General features: G+C 65.2%; 19 protein-coding genes and 1 tRNA gene. 10 read left to right on the top strand and 10 right to left on the bottom strand.

Going from position 1 to position 26,126, the window contains the following annotated elements; translation table 11 throughout:
* Window positions 1-8 precede the first annotated feature (8 nt).
* Together gltB and G3I74_RS12450 are read left to right on the top strand one after the other, a co-directional pair.
* Window positions 9-4,475 (top strand): glutamate synthase large subunit, encoded by a 4,467-nt coding sequence (gene gltB / locus G3I74_RS12455; protein ID WP_164211935.1) that lies wholly within the window; start codon window positions 9-11, stop codon window positions 4,473-4,475.
* Between the two features lie 178 nt (window positions 4,476-4,653).
* Window positions 4,654-6,096 (top strand): FAD-dependent oxidoreductase, encoded by a 1,443-nt coding sequence (locus G3I74_RS12450; RefSeq protein WP_164211934.1) that lies wholly within the window; start codon window positions 4,654-4,656, stop codon window positions 6,094-6,096.
* 6 nt (window positions 6,097-6,102) lie between these two features.
* On the opposite strand, the gene G3I74_RS12445 is transcribed toward G3I74_RS12450, so the two are convergent.
* On the bottom strand, window positions 6,103-6,312 hold the full coding sequence (locus tag G3I74_RS12445; RefSeq protein ID WP_164211933.1) for a hypothetical protein: 210 nt from the start codon (window positions 6,310-6,312) through the stop codon (window positions 6,103-6,105).
* 32 nt (window positions 6,313-6,344) lie between these two features.
* Between G3I74_RS12445 and G3I74_RS12440 the strand changes: the two genes are divergently transcribed.
* Genes G3I74_RS12440 through pdeM form a run of 4 tightly spaced genes read left to right on the top strand, consistent with a single transcriptional unit; the run spans window position 6,345 to window position 12,078 of the window.
* On the top strand, window positions 6,345-7,352 hold the full coding sequence (locus tag G3I74_RS12440) for a ligase-associated DNA damage response exonuclease (RefSeq protein WP_164211932.1): 1,008 nt from the start codon (window positions 6,345-6,347) through the stop codon (window positions 7,350-7,352).
* Window positions 7,349-8,944, top strand: a complete 1,596-nt coding sequence (locus G3I74_RS12435; RefSeq protein ID WP_164211931.1) for an ATP-dependent DNA ligase — start codon at window positions 7,349-7,351, stop codon at window positions 8,942-8,944. The genes G3I74_RS12440 and G3I74_RS12435 overlap by 4 nt, the downstream gene beginning before the upstream one ends.
* Window positions 8,931-11,402: a ligase-associated DNA damage response DEXH box helicase gene (locus G3I74_RS12430; RefSeq protein ID WP_164211930.1), complete on the top strand. Its 2,472-nt coding sequence runs from the start codon at window positions 8,931-8,933 to the stop codon at window positions 11,400-11,402. Before G3I74_RS12435 ends, G3I74_RS12430 begins: the two co-directional genes overlap by 14 nt.
* A 13-nt stretch (window positions 11,403-11,415) precedes the next feature.
* Complete coding sequence (pdeM, locus tag G3I74_RS12425) at window positions 11,416-12,078, top strand: ligase-associated DNA damage response endonuclease PdeM (RefSeq protein ID WP_164211929.1); 663 nt, start codon at window positions 11,416-11,418, stop codon at window positions 12,076-12,078.
* Between the two features lie 96 nt (window positions 12,079-12,174).
* Here pdeM and G3I74_RS12420 read toward each other — a convergent pair whose 3' ends face one another.
* Window positions 12,175-13,341 carry a hypothetical protein gene (locus tag G3I74_RS12420; RefSeq protein ID WP_164211928.1) on the bottom strand — a complete coding sequence of 389 codons (1,167 nt, stop codon included), beginning with the start codon at window positions 13,339-13,341 and terminating at the stop codon, window positions 12,175-12,177.
* A 154-nt stretch (window positions 13,342-13,495) separates the two neighbouring features.
* Window positions 13,496-14,323: an alpha/beta hydrolase gene (locus G3I74_RS12415; RefSeq protein ID WP_164211927.1), complete on the bottom strand. Its 828-nt coding sequence runs from the start codon at window positions 14,321-14,323 to the stop codon at window positions 13,496-13,498.
* A gap of 76 nt (window positions 14,324-14,399) precedes the next feature.
* Here G3I74_RS12415 and G3I74_RS12410 point away from each other — a divergent pair.
* Window positions 14,400-14,474: transfer RNA gene (locus tag G3I74_RS12410), tRNA-Val, on the top strand.
* Between the two features lie 14 nt (window positions 14,475-14,488).
* Here the strand turns inward: G3I74_RS12410 and G3I74_RS12405 are convergent.
* On the bottom strand, window positions 14,489-16,039 hold the full coding sequence (locus tag G3I74_RS12405) for a Fic family protein (RefSeq protein ID WP_164211926.1): 1,551 nt from the start codon (window positions 16,037-16,039) through the stop codon (window positions 14,489-14,491).
* A gap of 323 nt (window positions 16,040-16,362) precedes the next feature.
* On the opposite strand from G3I74_RS12405, the gene G3I74_RS12400 reads away from it, so the two are divergent.
* A complete protein-coding gene (locus tag G3I74_RS12400) occupies window positions 16,363-18,321 on the top strand; it encodes a diguanylate cyclase (protein WP_164211925.1) in 1,959 nt (652 codons plus the stop codon).
* 23 nt (window positions 18,322-18,344) lie between these two features.
* Window positions 18,345-19,187 carry a methyltransferase domain-containing protein gene (locus tag G3I74_RS12395; protein ID WP_164211924.1) on the top strand — a complete coding sequence of 281 codons (843 nt, stop codon included), beginning with the start codon at window positions 18,345-18,347 and terminating at the stop codon, window positions 19,185-19,187.
* 38 nt (window positions 19,188-19,225) lie between these two features.
* Here the strand turns inward: G3I74_RS12395 and G3I74_RS12390 are convergent, their stop codons facing one another.
* The 6 genes from G3I74_RS12390 to G3I74_RS12365 all read right to left on the bottom strand — a co-directional run bounded on the left by G3I74_RS12390 (window position 19,226) and on the right by G3I74_RS12365 (window position 23,989).
* The gene (locus G3I74_RS12390) at window positions 19,226-19,873 is read right to left on the bottom strand and encodes a hypothetical protein (protein WP_164211923.1); all 648 of its coding nucleotides are present in this window, start codon (window positions 19,871-19,873) and stop codon (window positions 19,226-19,228) included.
* The gene (locus G3I74_RS12385; RefSeq protein WP_164211922.1) at window positions 19,870-20,250 is read right to left on the bottom strand and encodes a DUF6768 family protein; all 381 of its coding nucleotides are present in this window, start codon (window positions 20,248-20,250) and stop codon (window positions 19,870-19,872) included. Before G3I74_RS12385 ends, G3I74_RS12390 begins: the two co-directional genes overlap by 4 nt.
* Complete coding sequence (locus G3I74_RS12380; protein ID WP_164211921.1) at window positions 20,240-20,443, bottom strand: sigma factor-like helix-turn-helix DNA-binding protein; 204 nt, start codon at window positions 20,441-20,443, stop codon at window positions 20,240-20,242. Before G3I74_RS12380 ends, G3I74_RS12385 begins: the two co-directional genes overlap by 11 nt.
* Window positions 20,444-20,585: 142 nt before the next feature.
* The gene (arsB, locus tag G3I74_RS12375; RefSeq protein WP_164211920.1) at window positions 20,586-21,809 is read right to left on the bottom strand and encodes an ACR3 family arsenite efflux transporter; all 1,224 of its coding nucleotides are present in this window, start codon (window positions 21,807-21,809) and stop codon (window positions 20,586-20,588) included.
* 131 nt (window positions 21,810-21,940) lie between these two features.
* The gene (gene yjjX, locus G3I74_RS12370; protein ID WP_203594728.1) at window positions 21,941-22,468 is read right to left on the bottom strand and encodes an inosine/xanthosine triphosphatase; all 528 of its coding nucleotides are present in this window, start codon (window positions 22,466-22,468) and stop codon (window positions 21,941-21,943) included.
* A 93-nt stretch (window positions 22,469-22,561) separates the two neighbouring features.
* Window positions 22,562-23,989: a hypothetical protein gene (locus G3I74_RS12365; RefSeq protein ID WP_203594727.1), complete on the bottom strand. Its 1,428-nt coding sequence runs from the start codon at window positions 23,987-23,989 to the stop codon at window positions 22,562-22,564.
* Between the two features lie 234 nt (window positions 23,990-24,223).
* Here G3I74_RS12365 and G3I74_RS12360 point away from each other — a divergent pair, with 234 nt between their 5' ends.
* Window positions 24,224-26,095 carry a winged helix-turn-helix domain-containing tetratricopeptide repeat protein gene (locus G3I74_RS12360; protein ID WP_164211917.1) on the top strand — a complete coding sequence of 624 codons (1,872 nt, stop codon included), beginning with the start codon at window positions 24,224-24,226 and terminating at the stop codon, window positions 26,093-26,095.
* Window positions 26,096-26,126: the final 31 nt, after the last annotated feature.

Genomic DNA, 26,126 nt, shown 5'->3' with positions numbered 1-26,126 from the left:
ACCCGGCCATGCCTTCGAAAACTGCACCAAGGACACTGCATCACCCGGATTTCGAGCGGGATTCCTGCGGGTTCGGCCTCGTCGCACGACTCGATCGGCAGCCCAGCCGCGAGGTCGTCGACGATGCCCTGGCGGCCCTGAACCGCCTGACCCACCGCGGCGCGGTCGCGCCCGACGGCAAGACCGGCGACGGCTGCGGCGTGCTGATCCGAAAGCCGGCCGAATTTCTGGCCCACGCAGCCGAAGCGGCCGGGATTGAAGTCGGCTCGCGGTTTGCCGTCGGAACCCTCTTTCTTGACCCCGACGACGGCGCCGACAGACAGCGGCAGCGGCTCGAAGAAGAACTCATCGCCACGGGGCTCATGACCGCAGGCTGGCGCCCTGTACCAACCGAACCGGACGCCTGCGGCGAGCCAGCGCTGCGCACCCTGCCACGAATCGAGCAGATCTTCGTCAACGCGCCCAGGGACATGGAAGCGGACGATTTCGAGCGCCGCCTGTACCTGGCCCGACGGCGCTGCGAGCTGGCCACGCCGAAAAACGAGCGCTTTTACGTCGCCAGCCTGTCAAGCCAGACCCTGTCGTACAAGGGCATGGTGATGCCGGAGTACCTCTCGGCGTTCTACCCGGACCTGCGACATCCGCTGATGAAGGCCTCGGCGGTGGTGTTCCACCAGCGCTTCTCGACCAACACCCTGCCGCGCTGGGAGCTGGCCCAGCCGTTTCGCCTGCTGGCCCACAACGGCGAGATCAACACCATCCGCGGCAACCGCAACTGGACCCGCGCCCGCCGGGCGCTGCTGGCCTCGCCGCTGCTGCCGGAACTGGCCGACATCGATCCGCCGGTGGCCATGCACGGCTCGGACTCCAGCTCGCTGGACAACATGCTCGAACTGCTGATGATCGGCGGCATGCCGCTGCCGCAGGCGGTGCGCATCCTGGTGCCGCCGGCCTGGCAGACGGCCGACAACCTCGACGCCGACCTGCGCGCCTTCTACGAGGTCTTCAGCTTCCACCAGGAGGCCTGGGACGGCCCCGCCGGACTGGTCATGTGCGACGGTCGCTTTGCCGTCTGCGCTCTGGATCGCAACGGTCTGCGGCCAGCGCGCTGGACGCTGACCGACGACCACAAGCTGATCGTCGCGTCCGAGACCGGGGTCGTGGACATCGAGCCCGAGCACGTGCTGCGCCGCGGACGTTTGGGTCCCGGCCAGATCCTGGTCGCCGACCTTGACGAGGGCAAGCTGCTGGAAAGCGGCGACGTCGACGATGAGCTCAAATCCGCCCAGCCCTGGCAGGACTGGCTGAACTCCGGCATTCAGTACCTCGATTCGGAGCTGATCGACGTTCACATGGCCGCCGAGCCGTTCGACGACGACACCCTGGCGACCTATCAGAAAATGTTCAACCTCTCGCGCGAGGAGCGCCGCGAGGTCATCCAGGTGCTGGCCCAGACTCAGGCCGAAGCGGTCGGCTCGATGGGCGACGACACTCCGATGCCGGTGCTCTCCACGCGCGTTCGCCCCCTCTACGACTGCTTCCGCCAGCAGTTCGCCCAGGTCACCAATCCGCCCATCGATTCCTTGCGCGAGCGCATCGTCATGTCGCTGGAAACCGGCATCGGCCGCAAGGGCAACGTTTTCACGCCCGGCCCAGAACTGGCCGAGCGGGTGGTACTGAACTCGCCGGTGCTGAGCCAGCGCAAGCTCAGGCAGCTGATCCACGCGCCCCAGCTGGGCATGCCGTCGGCTTTTATCGACCTGAACGTGCCGGCCGATCAGCCGCTGAGCGAAGCCATCAGCGCAATGTGCGAGCAGGCCGAGCGCGAAGTCGCCGACGGCAAGCTGATCCTTTTGATTTCGGATCGCTATCTCAAGGAGGACCATCTGCCGGTGCACGCCCTGCTGGCCACCAGCGCGATCCACCACCACCTGGTCGAGACCGGCCAGCGACCGCTGTGCAGCCTCGTCGTGGAAACCGGCACGGCCCGCGACCCGCACCACTTTGCCGCGCTGATCGGCTTCGGTGCAACGGCGGTCTACCCCTACCTGGTCTACCAGACCCTGCTGGCCATGGTGAACACGGGCGAACTCGACGAGACTCGTCACCGCTCGCTGGAGCTGGGCCGGGCCTATCGCCGGGGCATCCGCAAGGGCTTGTTCAAGATCCTGTCGAAGATGGGGATTTCCACCATCGGTGCCTACCGCGGCGCGCAGCTGTTCGAGATCGTCGGGCTGGCCGATGAAGTCATCGATCTGTGTTTCCCGTCCGCAGTCAGCCGCGTCCAGGGCGCCGACTTCGGCGACCTGCACGCCGACCAGAAAGCCCTGGCCCGCTGGGCCTGGGAGCCGCGCGTGCCGATCGAACATGGCGGTCTATATCGCTACGTCCACGGCGGCGAATACCACGCCTACAACCCCGACGTCGTCAAGACCCTGCAGGCCGCGGTCCAGCGCGGCAGCTACGCGCTCTATCAGGATTTCGCCCGCCTGGTCAACGAGCGCGAGCCGGCTTTCCTGCGCGACCTGCTGCAGCTGACCTCGCCGCACGAGCCGATCGATATCGACGAAGTCGAGCCCGAAGAGAACTTCTTCAAGCGCTTCGACTCGGCCGGCATGTCGCTGGGCGCGCTGTCGCCGGAAGCCCACGAGGCCCTGGCGATCGCCATGAACCGTCTCGGCGGGCGCTCGAACTCGGGCGAAGGCGGCGAGGATCCGCTGCGCTACGGCACCGAGAAGACCTCGAAGATCAAGCAGGTCGCCTCGGGGCGATTCGGCGTTACGCCGGAATACCTGGTCAACGCCGAGGTCATCCAGATCAAGATCGCCCAGGGTGCCAAGCCCGGCGAGGGTGGGCAACTGCCCGGGCACAAGGTCAACGAGCTGATCGCCCGGCTGCGCTATGCCTCGCCCGGGGTGGGGCTGATTTCGCCACCGCCGCACCACGACATCTACTCGATCGAGGACCTCGCCCAGCTGATCTACGACTTGAAGCAGGTCAATCCCAGGGCGCTGATCTCGGTCAAGCTGGTCGCCGAGCCGGGCATCGGCACGATTGCCGCCGGCGTGGTCAAGGCCTACGCCGACCTGATCACGGTGTCGGGCTACGACGGCGGCACCGGCGCCTCGCCGCTGACCTCGGTGAAGTATGCCGGCGCGCCGTGGGAACTGGGCATCAGCGAAGTGCGCCAGGTGCTGATGGAAAACGACCTGCGCGATCGCGTCCGGCTGCAGGCCGACGGCGGCCTGAAAACCGGGCTGGACGTGGTCAAGGCCGCCATACTGGGCGCCGAAAGCTTCGGCTTCGGGACCGCCCCGATGATTGCGCTGGGCTGCAAGTACCTGCGCATCTGCCACCTCAACAACTGCGCCACCGGGGTCGCCACCCAGAACGAGACGCTGCGCAGCAAGCACTTCATCGGGCTGCCGGAAATGGTCATGCACTACTTCAAGTTCGTGACCCGCGAGGTGCGCGAGATCCTGGCCGGGCTCGGCGTCAAGCGCCTGGAAGACATCATCGGGCGCACCGAATACCTGGAGCGCATCGAGGGTCTGACCGTGCGCCAGAACAAGCTCGACCTGGCGCCCTTGCTGGCCACCACCGGGCTGGCGCCGGACGCCGATCGCCAGTGCATGGTCGAACGCAACCCGCCCCACGACCAGGGCGTGCTCGCCCAGCGTATTCGCGAGGACACCGCCGAGGCGGTCGAGCAAGGCGACGGCGGGACCTTCCGCTACGCCGTGCGCAACTCCGACCGCTCCATCGGCACCCGCCTGTCCGGCGACATCGCCCGGCGCTGGGGCGATCGCGGCATGGACGAACGCCCGATTGAACTGCGGCTGACCGGCACCGCCGGACAAAGCTTCGGGGCCTTTAACGCCGGCGGCCTGTACCTGGATTTGACCGGCGAGGCCAACGACTACGTCGGCAAGGGCATGGCCGGGGGGCGGCTGATCCTGCGGCCGCCGGAAAACATCCGCTACGAGGCCGCCACCACGCCGATCATGGGCAATACCTGCCTGTACGGGGCGACCGGCGGCGAGCTGTTTGCCGCCGGCATGGCCGGTGAACGATTTGCGGTGCGCAATTCCGGCGCCGTGGCGGTCATCGAAGGCGCCGGCGACCACTGCTGCGAGTACATGACCGGCGGCGCCGTGGTCGTGCTGGGCCGCACCGGCATCAATTTCGGCGCCGGCATGACCGGCGGCTTCGCCTACGTGCTCGACGGCGAGCGCCAGTTCGTCGATCGCTACAACCATGAACTCATCGACATCCACCACATCGCGCCCGATGTGATGGAAAACCACGTTCACCACCTGCGCGGCCTGATCCAGCGCCACCTGGAGCTGACCGGCAGCCGCAAAGCCGCCGAAATCCTCGACGGCTTCCGCCGTATCCTGCCGAAGTTCTGGCTGGTCAAGCCCAAGGCCGCGGATCTCGACACCCTGATCACCGCCCTGCGCGAGGCCGCCTGATGAATGACACAAAAAAACCGCAGATGAACGCGGATCAACGCAGATGGATTCTGGGGCGGCTTATTCTGCGGCGCTTGGCCGGGCAGGATGCCGCGATTTATAGCAGTGACACTGGCGTGCACTCCGGCGCCATCCGCGTTGATCTGCGTTCATCCGCGGTTTTAGTAAGGAATTAAGTATGAGCAATCCGAGCCACCTGCATTTTCTTGAATCCCCGCGCCGCGATCCGGAAGTCCTGTCGATTCCGATCCGCGTGCGCAACTGGGAAGAAATCTACGGCGGCTACGAGGCCGAAGGCGCGGCCGACCAGTCGGCGCGCTGCATCAACTGCGGCAACCCCTACTGCGAATGGGAGTGCCCGGTCCACAACTTCATTCCCGACTGGCTGCGCCTGGTCAAGCAGGGCCGCCTGTTCGAGGCCGCCGAACTCTCCCACCAGACCAACTCGCTGCCCGAGATCTGCGGCCGCATCTGTCCGCAGGACCGCCTGTGCGAGGGCGCCTGTACCTTAAACGACGGGCTTGGTGCGGTCACCATCGGCTCGATCGAGAAATACATCACCGACGAGGCCGTGCGCCAGGGCTGGCGTCCGGACATGAGCCACGTCGAGGCCACGGGCAAGCGCGTGGCCGTCATCGGCGCCGGCCCGGCCGGGCTGGGCGCGGCCGACATCCTGGTTCGCCACGGCGTCGAGGCCCACGTGTTCGATCGCTATCCGCGCATCGGTGGTCTTTTGACCTACGGCATTCCGCCGTTCAAGCTCGACAAGCAGGTCATCGAGACCCGGCGCGAGCTGATGGAGGGCATGGGCGTGCAGTTCCACCTGGGCGTGGACATCGGCCGCGACCACACGCTCGAGCAGCTGCTGGAAGACTACGACGCGGTGTTTGCCGGCATGGGTACTTATCGCTACGTGCGCGGCAACCTGCCGGGCGAAGACCTCGATGGCGTCGTTGAATCCCTGCCGTTTCTGATCGGCAACGTCAACCGCGTCCTCAAAGAACCGGTCTCGCAATTCCCCTACCGCAATTTAAGCGGCAAGCGCGTGGTCGTGCTCGGCGGCGGTGACACGGCCATGGACTGCGTGCGCACCAGCATCCGCCAGGGCGCCCACTCGGTCACCTGCGCCTACCGCCGCGACGAGGAAAACATGCCCGGCAGCCGGCGCGAGGTCAAGAACGCGCGCGAGGAAGGGGTGGAATTCCTGTTCAACCGCCAGCCGGTCGAGATTCTCGGCGAAGACGCCGTGGAAGGCGTGCGCGTGGTTCGCACCCGGCTCGGCGAGCCGGACGCGCGCGGCCGCCGCCGGCCCGAACCCATTCCAGGCAGCGAAGAGGTGCTGCCGGCCGATGCGGTCATCATCGCCTTCGGCTTCCGCCCCGACCCGCCCGAGTGGCTGCTCGCAGCCGGCGTGGAAACCCACGAGGACGGCCGCCTGAAAGTCGGCGGCGGCAGTGGCCGGACCGAGTTCCAGACCTCGCACCCGCGCATCTTCGCCGGCGGCGACATGGTGCGCGGCTCGGACCTGGTGGTCACGGCCGTGTTCGAAGGACGCGAAGCCGCAAAGAGTCTGCTGCACAGCATCGGCGTGGCCACGGCCCGGTCGGCGCGCGCGGCCTGAGGCGGCTCAGGAACCGGTCGAGCCAGCGCCCGGGCTCTGTTGCAACGACGGTGCCCTGGCCTGCCGCCAGCGCGCAGGCAGCTGGCCCGATTGACGATCGCGGCGGCGCATAACCCGCGAAGCCTGCTGAATATCCTCCAGCGCTGCGGGTTCGAAGGTATCCGGCTCGATGGCCACTGGATAGATCCATTGCGGCGGATCGGGGTAGTTGCCCATCGGTTCACCGATGATCAGGCAAGCTTTAGCGGATGAGCCAAGACTTGCTGCAGCCCGATGCCGGCGGCCTGTACTGCGCGGCCGGCGACTTCTGGATCGACCCCCTGCGGCCGGTCCCGCGAGCCGTCATCACCCACGCCCACGCCGATCACGCGCGTTCCGGCGCCGGGGCGTATTTCGCTGCGCGCGAAGGCCTGCCGGTACTGGCCCACCGGGTCGGCGCGAGCGGCAACTTCACGGCCGTGGACTACGCCCAGCCGTTCGCGCTGGGCCAGACCCGGGTGACCCTGTTTCCGGCCGGCCATATCCTCGGCTCGGCCACGGTCCGGATCGAGAGCGAAGCCGGCACCTGGGGCGTTTCCGGCGACTTCAAGCGCGCGCCCGATCCCACCTGCGCCGGCTTCGAGCCGTTTGCCTGCGACGTCTGGCTGAGCGAATGCACCTTCGGCCTGCCGGTCTACCGCTGGCCGCCCACCGCCGAGGTAATCGACGACATCCTCGAGTGGTGGCAGGGCTGCCGCGAGGCCGGCCGGCCGGCGGTGCTGTTCTGCTACGCCCTCGGCAAGGCCCAGCGCGTGCTGGCCGAGCTTGATACCCGGGCCACCGGACCGGCGTGGCTGCACGGCGCCATGCAGCCACTGACTGAGGTCTACCGCCGGCAGGGCATCAAGATGATCGCAACGCGCCCGGTCAGCGAAGCCGACAAGGGCTACCGCTTTGCCGGCGACCTGGTCATGGCCCCGCCCTCGGCCGCCGGCAGCCCCTGGATGCGGCGCTTTCCCAAGCACTCGGCCGGCTTCGTCTCCGGCTGGATGCGCATCCGCGGCCACCGCCGGCGGCGTGGCTACGACCGCGGCTTCGTGCTGTCGGACCACGCCGACTGGCCGGCCCTGGTCGAGACCGCCCAGGACATGCGCGCCGGCCGGGTCATCACTATCCACGGCAGCGGCGAGGCGCTGGCCGGCCACTTGCGCGAGTCCGGCCTGGCGGCCGATTGCTGGAACCTGCGCGCCAGCCTGCAGGCGGACCGGCCGGCATGAAAACCTTTGCCCGGCTGTTCGACCGCCTCGACCGAACCACGGCCACCAACGCCAAGATCGAGGCCCTGATCGACTACTTCCGCAGCGCCGACCCGGGCGACGCGGCCTGGGCGGTGAGCTTTCTGACCGGCCGACGGATCAAGCGCCTGGTCAATACGCGCGAGCTGCGCGAGTGGGCCGCAGCCGCCAGCGGCCTGCCGCTGTGGCTGGTCGAGGACAGCTACGAGCACGTCGGTGACCTGGCCGAGACCCTGCACCTGCTGCTGCCGCCCGCCGATACCGGCAGCCCGGCGCCGGGTCTGGCAAGCATGGTCAACGATCACCTGCTGGCCCTGCGCGCGGCCGACGACGACCAGCGCCGTCGGGCCGTGCTCGAGATGTGGCGGCGCCTGGACGGCAGCGAGCGCTTCCTGTTCAACAAGCTGCTGACCGGCGGTTTTCGCGTCGGCGTGTCGAAACGCCTGGTCACGCGCGCCCTGGCCGAGGTCGCCGGCGTCGACTCCAGCCTGATCGCGCACCGCCTGATGGGTCGATGGCAGCCAACCGCCAGCTTCTTTGGCGGGCTGGTCGCGCCGCAATCCGACGACGACATCGATCCGGCCGTGCCCTACCCCTTCTTCCTGGCCGCGCCGCTGGAAGACGAGCCGGAGACGCTGGGCGAACCGGGCGCCTGGCAGGCCGAGTGGAAGTGGGACGGCATCCGGGCGCAGCTGATCCGGCGGGCCGGGCAAACCTACGTCTGGTCGCGCGGCGAGGAGCTGATGAACGGACGCTTTCCCGAGATTGAGGCCGCCGCCGAGCAACTGCCCGACGGCTGCGTGCTCGACGGCGAGATCATGGCCTGGCGCGCCGACAAGCCGCTGCCGTTTGCCCTCCTGCAGCGGCGCATCGGGCGCAAGAAGCCGGGGCCGAAAACGCTGGCCGACGCGCCGGTGGCCTTCCTGGCCTACGACTGCCTGGAGTCGGATGGCCAGGATATTCGCACGCAGCCGCTGGCCATGCGGCTGCGGCAGCTCGATCTCGCCCTGGCGGCGGCGCCAGACCTGCGGCGCTCCGGCGCGATCGACTTCCAGGACTGGGCCGAGCTGCCGGCGCTGCGGGCTAGCGCGCGCGAGCGCGGGGTCGAAGGCCTGATGCTCAAGCATCTGGACTCGCCTTACCGGGTCGGGCGCAAAAGAGGCGACTGGTGGAAATGGAAGGTCGAGCCCTACACCTTCGACGGCGTGCTGATCTACGCCCAGCCCGGACACGGCCGGCGCTCGGGGCTTTTCACCGACTATACCTTTGCCGTCCACGACGGCGAGGCACTGGTCCCGGTGGCCAAGGCCTACTCCGGTCTGAGCCAGGCCGAGATCGATCGTCTGGACCGCTGGATCCGCAGCCACACCCGCGAGCGCTTCGGCCCGGTGCGCTCGGTCGAGCCGGTGCACGTCTTCGAGCTGGCTTTTGAAGGCATTGCCGCCTCGCGCCGCCACAAGTCCGGCATCGCCCTGCGCTTTCCGCGCATTCACCGCTGGCGCGAGGACCTGTCGGTGGCCGACGCCGATTCGCTGGCCGATCTGCAGCGCCTGCTCGAACATGAACCGGCCTGAGCCGATGCGCCGACTCGAGACCCTGTTTGCCGAGCGCGGCTGGCCGGTGTTCGACTACCAGCGCCGGGCCTGGGCGGCGTATACCCAGGGCCAGTCCGGGCTGATTCACGCCCCGACCGGGTCGGGCAAGACCCTGGCCGCCTGGGGCGGGCCGCTGCTGGAGGCCATGGACAGCCCGCCGGCGGCGTTAAGCTACCTGTGGATTACGCCGCTGCGCGCGCTGGCCGTCGACACCGCCGCCAGCCTGAACCGCGCGCTCGCCGATCTGGGCCTGGACTGGTCGGTGGCCCTGCGCACCGGCGACACCGGCAGCGCCGAACGGGCGCGCCTGAACAGGCAGCCGCCGCCGGCCCTGGTGACGACGCCGGAGTCGCTGTCGCTGATGCTGTCGTATGCCGACAGCGCCCGCCGGCTGGGGCGCCTGCGCGCGGTGATCGTCGACGAATGGCACGAGCTGCTGGGCTCCAAGCGCGGCGTGTTGCTGGAGCTGGCCCTGGCCCGGCTGCGCGCGCTCAACCCGGGGCTTCGCAGCTGGGGCCTGTCGGCCACCCTGGGCAACGTCGATGAGGCGATGGCGGTGCTGCTGGGGCCGGCCGGTCAGGGTCAGTGCATCGCCGGCGACGTCGAGCGCCGGATCGAGATCGACACGCTGCTGCCCCAGACCCTGGAGCGCTTTCCCCAGGCCGGGCGATCCGGCCTGCACCAGCTGCCCGGCGTGCTGCAGGCGCTGGACCGGGCTGATTCGACCCTGCTGTTCACCAACACCCGCTCGCAGGCCGAGCTGTGGTTCAGGGCGATCGAGTCGGTGGTGCCTTGGCCGGAGCAGGTGCGGCTGCACCATGGTTCCATCGACCGCAAGCAGCGCCTGGAGACCGAGACCCTGCTGCGCGACGGGCGGCTGCGCTGCGTCGTGGCCACATCGAGCCTGGATCTGGGCGTGGACTTCTCGCCGGTCGACCAGGTCATCCAGGTCGGCAGCCCCAAGGGCATCGCCCGCCTGATCCAGCGCGCCGGGCGCTCCGGCCACCGGCCGGGTCAGCCCAGCCGCCTGCTGTGCGTGCCCACCCACGCCCTGGAAGTCCTGGAGATCGCCGCGGCCCGACGCCAGGTCCAACAGCGCCGGGTCGAGGCGCGCCGGCCCCTGGCCGGCAGCCTGGACGTGGCCGCCCAGCACCTGGTCAGCTGCGCCCTGGGCGGCGGCTTCCGGGCCGAGGCCATGTATCGGGAACTGCGCGATACCCACGCCTACGCCGACCTGGACCGCGAGCGCTGGGGCTGGCTGCTGGACTTCATCACTCGCGGCGGTCCGGCGCTGCAGGCTTACCCCGGTTTCCAGCGCGTGGTCGAGCAAGACGGGCTCTACCGGGTCAGCGACCGGCGTATCGCGGCCATGCACCGGATGTCGGTCGGCACAATCAGCGCCGACGGCCACCTCCAGGTGCGCTTCGTCAAGGGTGGCTCGCTGGGCCAGATCGAGGAGCGCTTCCTCACCCGTTTGCAGCCCGGCGATCACTTTCTGTTTGCCGGGCGGCTGTTGCGGCTGGAGCGGATTCGCGACCTGGTGGCTTACGTGCGCCTGGGCAAGACAGGCCGTCCGGCGGTGCCGCGCTGGGCCGGCGGGCGCCTGCCGTTGTCGACGCTGCTGGCCGATGCCATGCTCGAGCTGCTGGCCGCGGCGGGCGACGGCCAGGCGATGGCTGACGAGCTTACGCCGCTGCTGCCGCTGCTAACCCGCCAGGCCCGCCAGTCGGCGCTGCCGGGCCCGGACCGGCTTGTGGTCGAGCAGACGACCAGCCGCGAAGGCGCCCACCTGTATCTGTTCCCGTTTGCCGGGCGCCTGGTGCACGAGGGCCTGGCCGCGCTGCTGGCCTGGCGCATCGCGCGCGCCGAGCCGCGCAGCTTTTCCATGACCGTCAACGATTACGGCATCGAGCTGGTCAGCGATCGCCCGGTCGCCCTTGACCCGACGCGCCTGCGCGCCTGGCTGTCGCCGGAGCATCTGGCCGACGACATCGTCGCCAGCCTCAACGCCGCAGAGATGGCCCGCCACCGTTTCCGCGACATCGCCCGGGTGGCCGGGCTGGTCTTCCAGGGCTACCCCGGCCGCCAGAAACGCGCCCGCCAGCTGCAGGCCTCCAGCGGGTTGATGTTCGACATGCTGAGCGAGCACGATCCCGACAACCTGCTGCTGGCCCAGGCCCGAACCGAGGTGCTGGAAGCCGAGATGGAACTGACCCGGCTGCGCGCCACCCTGGCCCGAATCGAGCGCCAGGCGATCCTGATCTGCCCGACCGAGCGGCTGAGTCCGCTGGCCTTCCCGCTGTGGGCCGACCGCCTGCGCGGCCAGCTGTCGACCGAGGATTTTCAGGCCCGGGTGGAACGGATGCTGGCCAGGCTGGAGCGCGGCGCGGCGGCGACCGGCGCGCCGATATCGCTCGCCGGCGCCGCGCCCGGCTGAGGCGGCGGTCGCCGTGAGCGCCTGGATCGAACTGGCCGGCCATCGCCTGGAGCTGCGCTGCGAGCGCGCCCTGTTCTGGCCTGAGCGCAAAACCCTGCTGGTGGCCGACGTGCACCTGGGCAAGGACCAGGTGTTCCGGCAGCAGGGCCTGGCGGTTCCGGCGGGGGTTGTCAGCGACGATCTTCGCCGTCTCGGCGCGCTGGTTGAAAACACGGGTGCGACGCGCCTGATCATCCTCGGCGACCTGGTCCACGCCCCGCCCCGGCCCGGCGACCTGTGGCCGATGGAAATCGGCGCCTGGCGAGCGCAGCATCCGGCGCTGAGCGTTGGACTGGTGCAGGGCAACCACGACCGCGCGCTCAGCGCCTGGCTGGCGCAGTGGGAGATCGTCGATCACGGGCAATTGCTGGACCTTGACGGCCTGGCCCTGGTCCACGAGTGGCAGCCGGACCGGGCCTGTCCGGGGATTTCCGGCCACCTGCACCCGGGCGTGGCCGTCCACGCCGGCCATGAACGCGTGCGGCTGCCGGCGTTTTTGCTCGGCGCGGGTCACCTGGTGCTGCCCGCCTTCGGGCGCTTTACCGGCCTGATGGACCGACCCGCATTCCCGACCGAGCAGCGCTGGGTCATCGCCGGGGATCGCGTTTTGCGCCTGCCCCTGCCGATTCGTGCTTAAATACCTTGCCTGCCCCACGAGACCGCCGCGCTGCACGTCGTTACCATTGCCGGCTTAGCCCCGCCGGCGCTTTCGCTGCTGGAATCCGAAGTCGCGCTAATCGTCGGGATCGTCAGGATCCTCGATGACCTCGGGTACACCGCTTTCGCCCGGCGCTTCGACCGGAATCGGCTCATCCAGCGGCTCCAGCTTGAGCTCCCCGGCGTCCTCTCCCCAGTAGTCGTGCAGGCGCCGCTCGCGCGAGCGCTGATTTTCGAACTGAATCTCCAGGGTAAAAGTCAGGCGCCAGTCGGATCCACGCTGACCGCTGACCGGATCCAGCGGCCAGGCGTGTTCGGGCTGAATTTCGTAAAACAACCAGGGGCGGGCAAACTGGCGCCGGAAGCGCACCGCAAAGAAGTACTCCTCGGAATCGAACTGCGGTTGGGTATAGCCAAAAGCCCCGACTTCGGTCCGAATCGCCGTGCGCAGGTCAAGCTGGCGGAAGTCGGTCACGGATGTGCGCCAATCCACGCCGTCGGATGCCTCGGAGAACGTACCTCGTCCTGACCATCGCAGCAGGCGGTTTCGGTTCGGCAGCCATTCCCAGTCCAGGCGAGACGTTGTCCCCAGACCGTCATCACGCTCCCAGAATACCGTCTGCGTTGCACGCACCAGCGTATTGGCCGACAGGGCGCGAACGTTCCGGTAACGGCCTCGCAATCGCGGGTTGAGTCCGCCGCTGGTCACCCGGACGGTCCCATCCAGATCCAGCTGCGAGCGCTCACGCTGACTGGCAATGAAGCGCAATCCCAGCCGGGTTCGATCATCGCCATCGTCGGCCTCCGGTCCGTCGCTCAATTCCCCGCTGAGGTCATCGTCGCGGCTGACCAGCAGCCGGACGCGATCGGAAACGCGCGGGACCTCGATATTGGCCCGCACGCGCACACCCAGACTCCAGCCATCCGACTGATCCCACTCCAGGGCGTTGCGCAGGCGAATGAAGGTGCCGACCGGGGTCTCTTCCAGCGCCCGCGGATCGCCGAAAAAACCGTCGAACCAGGCCGCCGGCTCGCACAGGCGCCGGCTCATGTAGGCATGCGAACGATCCAGCCAGCTTTGGGGGCGATCCAGGTCGTCTCGACAGTGCATCTCCATCAGGCGCTCCTGCCGCTCCTCACGGTCTGCGATGCGCGGCTCTTCCTCCTGCGATTCATCCACAGCTGCAGCAGCGACGGGCAATGACAGGCCGAAGATCATCAACGGCCCCAGGCATCTGTTCATCCACAACTCTCTTTGACGGGCAGAAACATTCTGCCTGATAGCCTCAGACCGCGTCGGGAGAAGAAGGGTCAAAAGTCGATGCGCGATCGCGCCGTCACCGCAGTCAATCGTCCAGCAAGCAGCCGCTGGTCCGCTAGCATTCCGACCCCATGCCTTACCGCGAAGGCGAGATTACCTCGGCCAGAAAGTCGTCGAGGCCGGCACGGTAGTCCTCGGCGGAGTCGAGGAAGCCGGTATTGTGCGATCCGGCCAGGACCAGCAAGCGGCTCGGCTCCGGCGCAGCTTCGTGCAGGCGCTGACCGTGGCTGAAAGGCACGATTTCATCGTCGCGGCTGTGCACAATGAGTGTCGGCTGGTCGCTGTCGGACACAAACTCAAGCGTCGGCAGCCGGATTCGACTCAGCCGGCGCGCCGGCAGCCACCAGTAGATGTCCGCGGCAAGATCCGGCACCGAGGTAAAAGACGATTCGACGATCAACGCCGCAACTGGCCACTCGCCGGCCAGCCGGGCGGCGACCGCGCCCCCCATGGATCGCCCGAACAGCACGATATCGGCCGGATCAACGTCTGCCTGATCGACCAGCCAGCGCAATGCCGCCTTCCCGTCGCGGTAAATCCCCGCCTCACTCGGACGGCCACTGCTTTGGCCGTAGCCGCGGTAGTCGTAGATCAGGACACTCAGACCAAGCTCGTGGAAGATGCGCAGGCTGTCGAGGCGATGGGAAACATTGCCGGCATTGCCGTGGCTGAACAGCAAGGTCGCACGCGGCGCCGGATGCGGCAGCCACCACGCGTGCAGGGTCTGGCCATCCTCGGTCTCGATCTGCACGTCGCGGTAGCTCAAACCCAGGCGCTCCGGCGTGGCCATCAGCGCCCGCCCGGCCACGTCGGGCAGAAAAACCAGCCGCGCCTGGAACACGAACAGCACCAGCAGCAGGGCGCAATACACCGCGACCAGCATCAGCAATCCACGAACCAACATCCAGACCTCCGGAATCAAACAGATCAGTTTGCCAGCCGTTGAATTCCGGATTATCATACCCGGCCGGATCAAAGTCGGGCGATTAGCTCAGCGGGAGAGCACTGTCTTCACACGGCAGGGGTCGCTGGTTCGAACCCAGCATCGCCCACCATCCGACTCAGCGGCTCAGCGTCCTCCAGAACCGGCCCCATCAATCGACCATTTCACCCGGTCGGCAATGAAGCGTGCAAACGCTGCCAGATCGCCGTCAACGCTCGCCGACTCCAGAGTTGAAAGGTACTGATCACGGTCTTCAACGCGTATGACTGTCCACGGGTAGCCGCCCGATGCCAGCATCACGTTCATGAGAAATCGAGCCATGCGTCCGTTTCCGTCGGGATAGGGATGAATGTAGCCGAACAGCCAGTGGCCAAGTACTGCGCGAACCGACGGCTCCGGTTCATGGGCGATCAGATCGAATAAAGCCGGCATGGCATCGCGAACCGCTTCCGATCGTGGCGGCACGTGGCGGGATGCACGAAGGAATACGGCATCGCTTCGATAGCCCGCCAGAGCCTGGGCATTGGTAATCCCACCGGCGACACAAGGTTGGAACAGCGCTCGGTACCAGTCGCGATGGGTGCGCTGGACAATGTCGCCGGCCGATTCTCCGTTGAGCACTCTCTCGACATCCGCCTTGACCCGCAGGAAAGCTAGCCAATATCCTCTGGCTGCGAGTGCATCACGGCTATCGCGATCCGCGTGATCATGGTCGGGGTTCCACGCTCCTGTTCGAACCCGATCAATCAGGTCAGGCGTGACGCGATATCCTTCGATGGACAGGGAGTGGTATGCATCGGTGATGTAGATATCATCGACGGTCTTTAGATAGCCATCCCGACTGGCAGGCAGGCCCGGCGGCGCCGGAAAGAGCGCCTTGACAATGGAGCGGTTCTGTTCCCATAGCACTCTTATACGAGCAACGATCGGGGGCATCACGTCCACGGCATCTGTAAATTTGCGGTTGTCATCAAACGGATCACTTTCGCGGATGCTGAAACCGGCAGACTTCATGCCGGCTGCAAGATCCTCCGCCATCTCGTTTTTTCCAACTCGACGTAACGCGCCCACAAGGCGACCGGCCACCACCGAATGGCCGCCCTCAAGCAGCCGGCGAAGTATCTCGGTCGAGTCCGATAGACCTGCAAGAACCACCCGGGCCTCAACCGGAAATCGCCGATAGAAGGATTCGGGTACTTTGACCAGCGCGGCGGGAACTGCAATGACCCGAAGACCGTCGATCACCGCAATATCCTGGCGTGGCGGCATCGCTTTGTGCTTCAGGTCGTAGAGCGACGTATCAAATAGCAAGTCGATCGTATTGTTGCTGCCCTTGGGACTGTAGACAATCGCCTGCCGTGGGATCACGGTATTCCCGGCATGGAGGAGCATTGATTGTTCTGGCGACAGATGCCAGTCGTCGCCGTAGCGCTCCCGACAATAGTGGGAACAGAACTCCCAGAAAGACGCAAACCACGGTGTGCTGTCGCCAGCCCGCGTACCCGGGCTGGTGGAAATCAGCCAGCCTTTGATGACGGGCTGCAGAAAGCCGTTCTGCAGCAGTCGTTCGCGATGCGTCCGCCCGAACTCCCTGGACCGGAACACACGCCGTCCGTCTTCCTGAAGGGCTCTCAGGACGTTGAGCGAGTCTGCCAGTTTCGCCTGCGGCTGCGCCAATTCACCCTCGGGAACAATATGTGATCAAAAGTTTAGCAGTCTGAACGATCACAAGTATATAGCGATGCGTCATTACAAGTAAATTATGTTACGCGAGTGCAAGTAAATTCTGTTGCGGAACAGCAGGCATGGGCGAGTCAGCGTGACTGCTCGGGCATCGGGCGACAAGGGCTCATTCACCAACTCACGAAGAAAACGCTCGCCGAGCGCTGCCATCCTTTTCTGTTGCAGCGACCAGGTGGCCGGTATGAAAATCGGCATTTTTATGGCGCTGAAAAAAACCTGTAGTATGGAGGGTTATCAGTAAAGAGGGTTTTCGGGTCATGTCTGTACATTCGCGTTCAGACGACCAGCAGCTGGAGGAGACCGTCGAAGAACTGCGTCGCGCCGAACGCGTTCAGAAAGCGCTCTTTCAGATTTCGGATCTTGCCGGTGCCGACCTCGACACCGACGAGATTCTCAAGCGCCTGCATCAGATCATTGCCGATTTGATGTTCGCCGAGAACTTCTACATTTTCCTCTACAACGCCGAACAGGATACGGTTCGTTTCCGCTACTTTTCCGACTCGGCAACTCAGACGCAAGATGTCTCGCCCTATCTCGACGTGCAGGGCCAGAGCAGCGATATCACTCAGCCCGATATCCCGCTGAACAAGCTTGAGCACAGTCTGACCTGGTACGTGATTCGGCTCGGCCGACCCCTGCGCGGCGCGCTGGACGATATCGCGACCACGCTTCCCGGCCCGCTCAAAAGTCTCGGTGCCGTGTCTCGTGACTGGCTCGGTGTTCCCATGCTCGACGGAACGGCGGTAAAGGGTCTGCTGGTCGTGCAGAGCTACGAGCAGGACAATCTCTACAGCGAGGAAGACCAGCACCTGCTGAGCTTCGTGGCCAGCCATGTGCTGACCATGCTGCAACGACGCCAGACCCGCATGGACCTGGAAAAGGCAGTCATTGCCCGCACAGAAGAACTGGCCCTGGCCAATCAGAGCCTCAAGCAAGAAGTGGCGCAGAGACGACAAAGCGAAAAACTGCAAAAGGCCCTGTACCACATTGCCGAGCAGGCCGGCGAAAGCGACGACGAGCGGACTTTCTTCGCCTTGGTCCATCGCGAAATCGGCGAGCTCATGTACGCCGAGAACTTTTTCGTCGCATTGCTGGTCGACGACGATACGGCCCTGGAATTCGGTTACTACGCCGACGAATTTCGGTCGTCGCAAAGCAAACGTCCCCTGGCCTCGGGGCTGACCGAATATGCGCTGAGATCCGAAAATGGTGTTCTGCTGACTCAGACCCGGATCGAGTCGCTGATCAACTCCGGCCAGGTGCAGATCAAGGGACCCAATGCAAAGGGCTGGATCGGGGTGCCGCTGCACTGCGAGGGCCGCACGCTGGGTCTGCTCGCGGTGCAGAGCTATCGCGCCGATCAGACCTACCAGCAGCGGGATCTGGAATTGCTGCGCTTCGTATCGCGCCAAATTGCCAGCACACTGGAACGCAAGCGAGCACTGTCATCACTGAAGGAAGCCAAGCTGACGCTGGAGCAACGCGTCGCCGAACGCACGCAGGAACTGTCGGAGGCAAACACCGCACTCGCCGAACAAAGCTTCACCGATCCGCTGACGGGATTGCGAAACCGCCGCTACCTGACCGAACAGATGCCGATCGACATTGCCCTGATCGACCGTCAGCGCCGCGCCAGTCAGGAAGGCACTGCGGACTCCCCGGCAACGCGCACCAGCCTGTTGTTCCTGATGCTGGATATCGATCACTTCAAGCAGGTCAATGATGTGTACGGACATGTCACCGGCGACCGCGTACTGACACAGGTCAGCTCAATCATCAACGAGTGCATCCGCAAGTCGGATGCTGCGGTGCGCTGGGGCGGCGAGGAGTTTCTCCTGGTGGCGCGTTTTACCGATGCAGACTTTGCACCGGACCTGTCGGAGCGATTACGGCGAATGATGGCAGAGCACGCCTTCGATCTTGGCGGAGGAAAACAGATGCATCTGACCTGCTCCATCGGTTTTTCCCAGTACCCGGCAATTCCGGTCACCCCCAACCGAATCGATTGGGAAGAAGTGATCAATATTGCCGACTTTTGCCTGTATGCCGCCAAGCAGAGCTGGCGCGACTCCTGGGTGGGCGTGCGCTGGAGTGATCAGGAAGTTCCCGAATCGCTGCCTGGGCGCATCTCACCGCTGATTCCGGAGCTGATCGACTCAGGCCATCTGCAGTTGCTCAGCTCGCGCTCCGACGATGCCGGCCTGGTCTGGCTGTAGCCTGAAGGCCAAGGATCGCCCTCATGAGCAACCGTACCGATTCCAACGCCGCCCAGATCGCGCGCGATTACTACAACAGCAATGACGCGGACCTCTTCTACCGTGAAGTCTGGGGTGGAGAAGACATCCATGTCGGCCTGTATGAATCCGTCCGTGAACCGATCGCTGCGGCCAGTCGCCGCACCGTCGAGCGCATGGCGCAACTGGCCGGCTCTCTGACCCCGGAAAGCCGCGTGATTGATCTTGGTGCCGGCTACGGCGGCGCGATGCGCTACATCGCCAGATCGTTCGGATCCCGCTGCGTCGCCTTGAACCTCAGCGAGGTCGAGAACGAGCGCACCCGGGAAATGAATCGCGCGGCCGGCCTGAATGGGCGCATCGACGTGGTCGAGGGCGACTTCGCGTCGCTGGACTTTCCCGACGCCAGTTTCGACCTGGTCTGGTCGCAGGAAGCCATCCTGCACACCGACGCCCGCGACAGGGTCTGCGCAGAAGCCGCGCGCGTCCTCAAGCCCGGCGGGCGGTTCATCTTCACCGACCCCATGCAGGCAGACGACGCATCGTCGAGCGCCCTGCAGGCCATCTACGATCGACTCCATCTCACCTCCCTGGCCTCACCGGCGTTCTATCGGGCCACGCTGTCAGCGGCAGGAATGCGCGAGATCGCCTTCGAAGAGCAACCCGAACAGCTGTCCCGGCACTACGCCCGGGTCCGCGAAGTCCTGGTAGAGAAGGCCGACAGTCTCTGCGAAACTGGCATGAGCGACGATTACATCCAGCGCATGAAGTCCGGCCTGAGCCATTGGGTCGAAGGTGGCCGCAACGGCGTGCTGACCTGGGGCATCTTCGTTTTCGAAAGGACGTAGAAGGTCAACAGCCCCGTTTGGCTGAGCCGGCACCCCGATCAAGTTTCCTCCGGGATGACGAGCCGCGGCTCTCCGCTATCTGCATCCAGAACGAAGCGGGCGGCATCTTCCGATACACGCGGGCGAGAGTCGATGCCGATATCGATACTTCGGTAGCCCTTGCTCAGACGCAGAAAAGGCGGCTTGCCCAACGGACCTGACACCCGCTCCTGGACCAGATCGTCGGGTAGCGCATCCAACCGCCGCAGCTGACCCGATGAATCGACAGCGTAAATCAGGCGTCGCGGATCCGACAGGTCATCGCCTCTGCGCGCATCGCCGCCATAGCCGAATAAGGAGAAATACAGGGCATCCTCCCGCCAGCCCTCGACTCGAACCGACTTTGGCTGCGGAATGTCGGCAAAATCGACTATTCGAGCAGCAAGGGTGACCGTCTGCCGTCCAACGTCCACAAGGTAAACCCTGGCCTCATGTTCAAGCACCTTCGGCACGCCGCCGTTCGGAAATGTGTTCAGAGCGCCTGTGGGTTCCCGGACACGCCTGAAAGTTACCGCGACCGCAAAGGAATGCGTTCCGGCTCGCGCGAGCGCATTGTCAATATGGGCGTTGGTTCTCACGTCGCTATACGAACAACCCACCAATGCCACAAGCGCCAGGATCAGACCCAACCTGATCAGGCCGATCATGACCGCTCCCGGCCCTGCTCGTCCAGCCGCGCCAGCGCAATTTCCACGCGCTTGACCTCACGGGTGACCGAATGTCGGTTCATCTCCATGAAAAACCACAGCTTGAACATGCTCAGGGCGTGGAAGGCAGCCAGCACCAGCACCCCCCAGAACACCCGCTCATCGACGCTTGCGGCGGTAAAAAACGCGTAGCCGGTCCAGAGCGTCAGGCCAAAGGCCACCAGCGTCAGCGCCATGGCAAAGCCGGCCCAGCGCGCCAGCCCGCCGGTAAACACCCGAAACAGCATCGGGAACAGGCCGGTCTCTTCGGCCTTCAGGTCTTCGACCGGGCCGCTCTGCTGCTGCAGTTCGCGGCGGATCTTTTCGTCAATGCTCATCGTCGTCTCCTTCGAAATGGTCTTTGAGTAAGCCTCGGGCACGATGCAGGCGCGACTTGACCGTGCCGGCGGGAATATCCAGCACCAGGGCGATTTCCGGAATCCGCAGGCCGCTGACGTAAAACAGCTGCAGCGCCCGCCGACTGCCGTCCTGGGCATCGATCACCAGCATGTCGTGTTCGGCCTGGTTCATGGAAAACACTCGGGATTTGCTTAAACGACGGCCGGTAAGCGCAAAAGGTTCGCGCCGTGCATGAGGGCGGCTTTGATCTACCCGTGGGCGCCGATGGCGTTGGCCCAAGCGTGCCAACGCGAACCCTGAAACAACCCTGTCGTCACCCCGATCTTTCGCCCGATTCGGCGGCGTGTTTTGCCGCCACCGCGCGCGCCTGGCGCAGGGCGCGGCAGCTTTCGCTCTCGAAGAATTCCCGATCGCGCCTGGACAGCTGCTCCACGCCCGCTGCCGTGGCCTCGTCGACGATGGACGCCGGGAAATACTTGCGCCGCAGCCACAGGGCCACGTGGACCAGCCCGATCAGCACCGGCACCTCGATCAGCGGGCCGACCACGGTGGCAAACGCCGTGCTTGAGGCAATCCCGAACACGGCGATGGCCACGGCAATGGCGAGCTCGAAGTTGTTGCCCGAGGCGGTGAAGGCCAGGGTGGCGCTGCGCGAGTAGTCGGCACCCACGTAGCGGCCCATGAAGAAGCTGACCACAAACATCAGGACGAAATACAGCGTCAGCGGCACGGCGATTCTGAGCACATCCAACGGCAAGCGCACGATGGCCTCGCCCTTGAACATGAACATCACCACGATGGTCAGCAGCAGCGCGACCAGCGTAATCGGCGAGATCCGTGGCACGAACACCCGGTCATACCAGTCGTGGCCCTTGAGCGGAATCAGGATCACGCGGCTCAAGATTCCGGCGGCAAACGGGATGCCCAGATAAATCATCACGCTCTTAAAGATTTCGCCGATGGTGACGTCGGCCAGGGTCTTGCCGCCGATGCCCTGGACGCCCGATAAGTCGATTCCGAGCAGCCCCGGCAGCCAGGTGATGAAGATCCAGGCGTAGACGCCGAAGAACAGGATCTGGAACACGCTGTTGAGCGCGACCAGCCCGGCGCAGTACTCGGCGCTGCCCTTGGCCAGCTGGTTCCAGACCAGGACCATGGCGATGCAGCGCGCGATGCCGACCAGGATCAGGCCGACCATGTACTCCGGATGGTTGTGCAGAAAGACCACCGCCAGGACGAACATCAGCACCGGCCCGACCAGCCAGTTCTGGATCAGCGACAGGGTCAGGATGCGCAGATTGGCGAAGACCTTCGGGATCTGCTCGTACTTCACCTTGGCCAGCGGCGGGTACATCATCAGGATCAGGCCGGCGGCGATCAGCAGGTTGGTGGTCCCGACCGTGACCGGCGCGAACAGGGCTTCCGGATCGCCGATCAGGAAATGGCCGATCGCCACCCCGAGGGCCATGGCGGTAAAGATCCAGACCGTCAGGAAGCGGTCGAGGACGGACATTTTCTTGCCGATGGCGTCGGTCATGGGGGCATCTTTTTAGGCGCAGGCGACGCGCGGCGGCCACTGCGGGCTCAACAAATATGGATACACCGATATTCTGGTTCACGGTATCACGCCGTCGGACTTGCTGTCTTCGGCAGTGCGGAATCCGGGGGTTATTCAGCAGGCGGATAAAAGCCGGGGTTGAGGAACGGAATCATCGCCGCCGTCACCGCCGGCGCATACAGTCCAGCCCGGTCCAGCGCGCCTTGGGTCAGCAGCCCGATGGCGCCGTCGTGGCGTTTTGAATCCCTGCGAGCGAACACTTCATCATCGGCGTGCCCCAGTTCCATGCCGTCGCGGACCCGGGCGGCGACGGCTTCCGGCAGCACGAAAGCGGCGCTGCGCGCACGGCCGACCCGGCCGTCGCAATCCAGCACCACGATCCAGGCGAACGTGAGCATGCCCCGCGGCGAGTCTTCGACCCCGCCTTCTAGGCCGAACCAGTAGTCGGCGCCCGGAGCCGCATCACGCGCGGCCCGGGCCCGGTTTTCTGCGCCCCGCAGCGTCTCGGCATCGCTCGAAGGCTGTTCGGCGACGCCGGAGTCGACCGCCGCGGCGACAAACTCCAGCTCAACGCCCGGCAAGACAGCCCGAACGCCGCGCTCTGCGGCGCGAAGCTTGACCGGGTTGGTCGACGACACGACCATCCGTGTAACGCCAGTCCTGGCCGAAGTCATTTGCGCTGGCCTTACTCCATAAGGTGCGCATCCGGCGATGCGGGAGATGCGACATCATTACAGCCGGCAGTCAGGCAAGCCGGCGGTTTGACTGATTTTAACCAGCTCGTGGGTATCGGTTCCATCGAGACCGGAGATTTCCGCGGTGGCTTCTTCGCAGCTATCGAATATCAAGGTGACTTCGCCCCAGTAGTCGAGATCTCCGGGGGCGACCGGATTGGAGAATGTGCCGCCCGTACCGTTCAATAGACCGTAGGTCACCGATTCACCGACCTCGATTTCCGGCTGGACCTCTTCGGTCATCAGCCACAGCGGGTCACCGGTGCTGTCATAACCGAAGTAGAACCCGTAAAGCCCCCACGGTGCAGCGATGAAGCTCCAGCCCTGGCCCGCTGTTTCCGGGTCGAACCAACCGCCGGTCAAGCTCGCGTAGGGCGTTACGCTGAATGTCTTCAGCATGCTCATCTCGGGATTGTCCGGGTCCGGCTGCATGGGATTGGGCACTTCGGCGACCAACGCGTAGCGGCCCGGCTTCAGATCGACGTGGAAATGGGCTGACTGGGGATACTCGGCGGCGAAGACATCCTGAACGCCACCGAGAAAGGTCTCGGGCTCGGGCTTGTCGCCACCGGAGATCAGCGCACCGCGGTCGGCGTATAACCCGTCGGCGCCCACATCCAGATAGTTCATCCAGACATTGACGTCCTCGACGGTGGTGCCGTCGTCAAGGCGGACCAGGTGCACGTCGTGCCCGAGGCCGTGGCCGTAGGCAAGATTGTCTTCGAAGATGACCTCGATGGTTTTCGCGCCTGGCTGGATGTTTTCGGCGTCGAACTCAATGCCGCCGGCGGCTGAAACGCGGACCTGCATGTCGGCCTCCGGTTCGCTCGCCTCGTTGGCCTGTTCGGTGACCACCAGTTTTTCGAGCATGCCGTGGGTGTTGTGAAATATGCCGTCGCCATCGAGCACATAGCATTCGACAAAATAGGTCCCCGGCGCCAGATTCATGGTTGTCGTTCCAGTCCGCCCGCCGCTGAGAAAGCCGGGACCACCACTGGGCACGGTGTCTCCCCACCATTCGGGCAAGGCCGAAACGAGATTGTCGAAGAAGGCATTGACGTCGTCGTCGCCGGCGAAATACGGATCCCAGGCGTCCTGGAACGCCTTCGGTGTCCCCTCTAGATATTCCTCGCGGGTCATGTCGGCCTGCGCCTCGGGCACCTTGATCATGTAGACAAAGTGCACGGTGTGCGAGGCATTGACCTGCCTGATGGTCGTCCAGCCGGCCGGAATTTCCTTGTCGGACAGGACGAATTCGTAGTGGTCGTCGGACTTGCCGCCCGGCGGATGCCGCGCGATGATCTCCAGCACATTATCCCGGTCGAGACCGGATCGGTCGCCATCGTGACCCGGAGAGGCCACGGCGCTGCCCGAAGCGCCGGCCAGAACCGCCACCAGAACAAGCGGCGCTGTCGTTGCCGTCAAGATATCTCTGATTGAAATTCCGTTCATTTGCGTATCCTCTTTTTTCAAGCCAAAACCCGCCAAACCGCGGACGTGAGGTTCAAGCTACAGAGAGGCCTGCAGGATGTCCTGTGATGCGTCTTGGCAAACCCTGAAATTTTTCTGTGAGAAACATGGGACCCGCGTTGAAGCCCGCCAACAGGGCGCAAACAGGCGCGCTACAATCGGGCTTCGCCCCCTGGAACTGGTTGTCGCATGGATCTCCGCGCCGGATTCCACCTAGCCGAGTGGACCGTGCATCCCGAGCAGAATCGTCTGAGCGGTTCCGGCGGTGACGTTCATCTGACGTCGCGGGCAATGGACGTGCTCGTACATCTAGCCGAGCACGCCGGTGCCGTGGTCAGCCGGGAAGACTTCAGCCGCTCGGTCTGGGGGGAAACGGTCGTCGGCGACGACGCGGTGACCTGGTGTATTTCCGAATTGCGCCGGCAACTGGGGGACCAGGCCTCCAGTCCGCGGTTTATCAAAACCATTCCCAAGCGCGGCTACCGACTGGTCGCCCCAGTACGGGCATTGGACGAAAACGCGCCGAACGCCGGTGCCGGCCGAGCCGAGCCCCGGCCTGTCGCTTCAGACCGCAGTGGCTGGGCCGTCAAACCCCGGTGGCTGCTTGCGCTACTGGCTCTCGCCGGCCTGGCGGTCGTTGGAGGCTGGCTTTGGCTGGGCCATCGACAACCCGCGGCACAGCCGGATCAGTCCATCGCGGTGTTACCGTTCTACAATTTCTCCACCAAACTGCACAACCCGTTTTCCGAAGGCATCCACCACGACCTGCTGACCCGGTTGTCGAATGTCGCCGATCTGCGGGTCATCTCTTCGACCTCGGTCAGGCAATACCGCGATTCCGACCAGCCGATTCCCGAAATTGCGCGCGAGCTGAACGTGGCATGGGTCATGGAGGGCGCCATTCAGCAAGTCGGTGACGAAATCCAGGTCAATGCCCAGCTGATTGATGCCGCTTCCGACACGCATGCCTGGGCCCGAACCTATCGGCGTGAACTCACCGCCGAGAACCTGTTTGCCATCCAGGCCGACATCGTCGACGACATCGCCAGTGCCATGCAGGCGCACCTGAGCCCCGACGAAGCGGATCGGGTCGTGCGCGTTCCCACCGAAAATCTCGAGGCCTATGCACTAATGATCCGTGGCGCCACCCTGCTCGGCCGGCGAACGGAACTCGCCATGCGCCGGGCGGCGGAACTTTTCCGCCAGGCCATCGACCAGGACCGGGACTACCCCGACGCCTGGGCCGAGCTGGCCGACGCGCAAACGCTGCTGGTCTATTACGGCCATGAAGACGCTGAACAGACATTGCCGCGGGCGCGGGCAAATGCCATGACGGCGCTGGAGCTGGAGCCCGATCTGCCCAGGGCACACATGGTGCTGGGCGTGGTTCACATGATTCTCGACCACAACGGACCCGCCGCCCTGGAGGCCCTGGGCAGGGCCCATGCGCTGTCTTCGGATCACATCGGCTGGCTGGCCTGGATGCAGGCGGTCGCAGGCAATCTGGACGAGGGGCTGGCGCTGACTCAGCAGCAGGTCCAGCGCGCACCTGCCTCACCCGCGGTCAACATGTCCCTGGCGTTTCTCACCCTCGCCGACGGCCAGCCGGGTCCAGCCCTCGACTACGCCCGCAAGGCCCGACAGCTTTCCCCCGGTTATGCGCTGGCGTGGCTACTGGAAGGGCAGGCTTTGCTGTTTGAAGGGCGTCACCGCGAGGCAATCACCGCCATGGAGACCGCGCTTGACCATGTCAGCGAAGACTCGATTCCCGAGTACCGGGCCTGGCTGGCAGCCGCCCACGCCCAGGCCGGCGAGACCCAAAGGGCGCGCCAGCTAACCGAAACCATCGCCGCCAGCGACGCTGGCTATGCCCTCGGCATTGCCCGGCTCGGCCTGGGCGAGCTTGACGCCGCCCTCGATGCCCTGGGTCGAAACGGATGGAACGACAACCAGACCATCGTGCTCCGCTACCACCCGTTCCTGGACCCGCTGCGGGACGATGAGCGATTTGCTGCCATCATCCGGCGACTGGATCGCCACTGGCGCCTGGCGGAAGGCTGAACGATAGGCTCTTGGCCATCCGCCGCCATGG

The sequence above is a fragment of the Wenzhouxiangella limi genome (assembly GCF_010499265.1).
Taxonomy (GTDB): domain Bacteria; phylum Pseudomonadota; class Gammaproteobacteria; order Xanthomonadales; family Wenzhouxiangellaceae; genus Wenzhouxiangella; species Wenzhouxiangella limi.
This window is presented reverse-complemented; position numbering and strand designations above follow the sequence as displayed.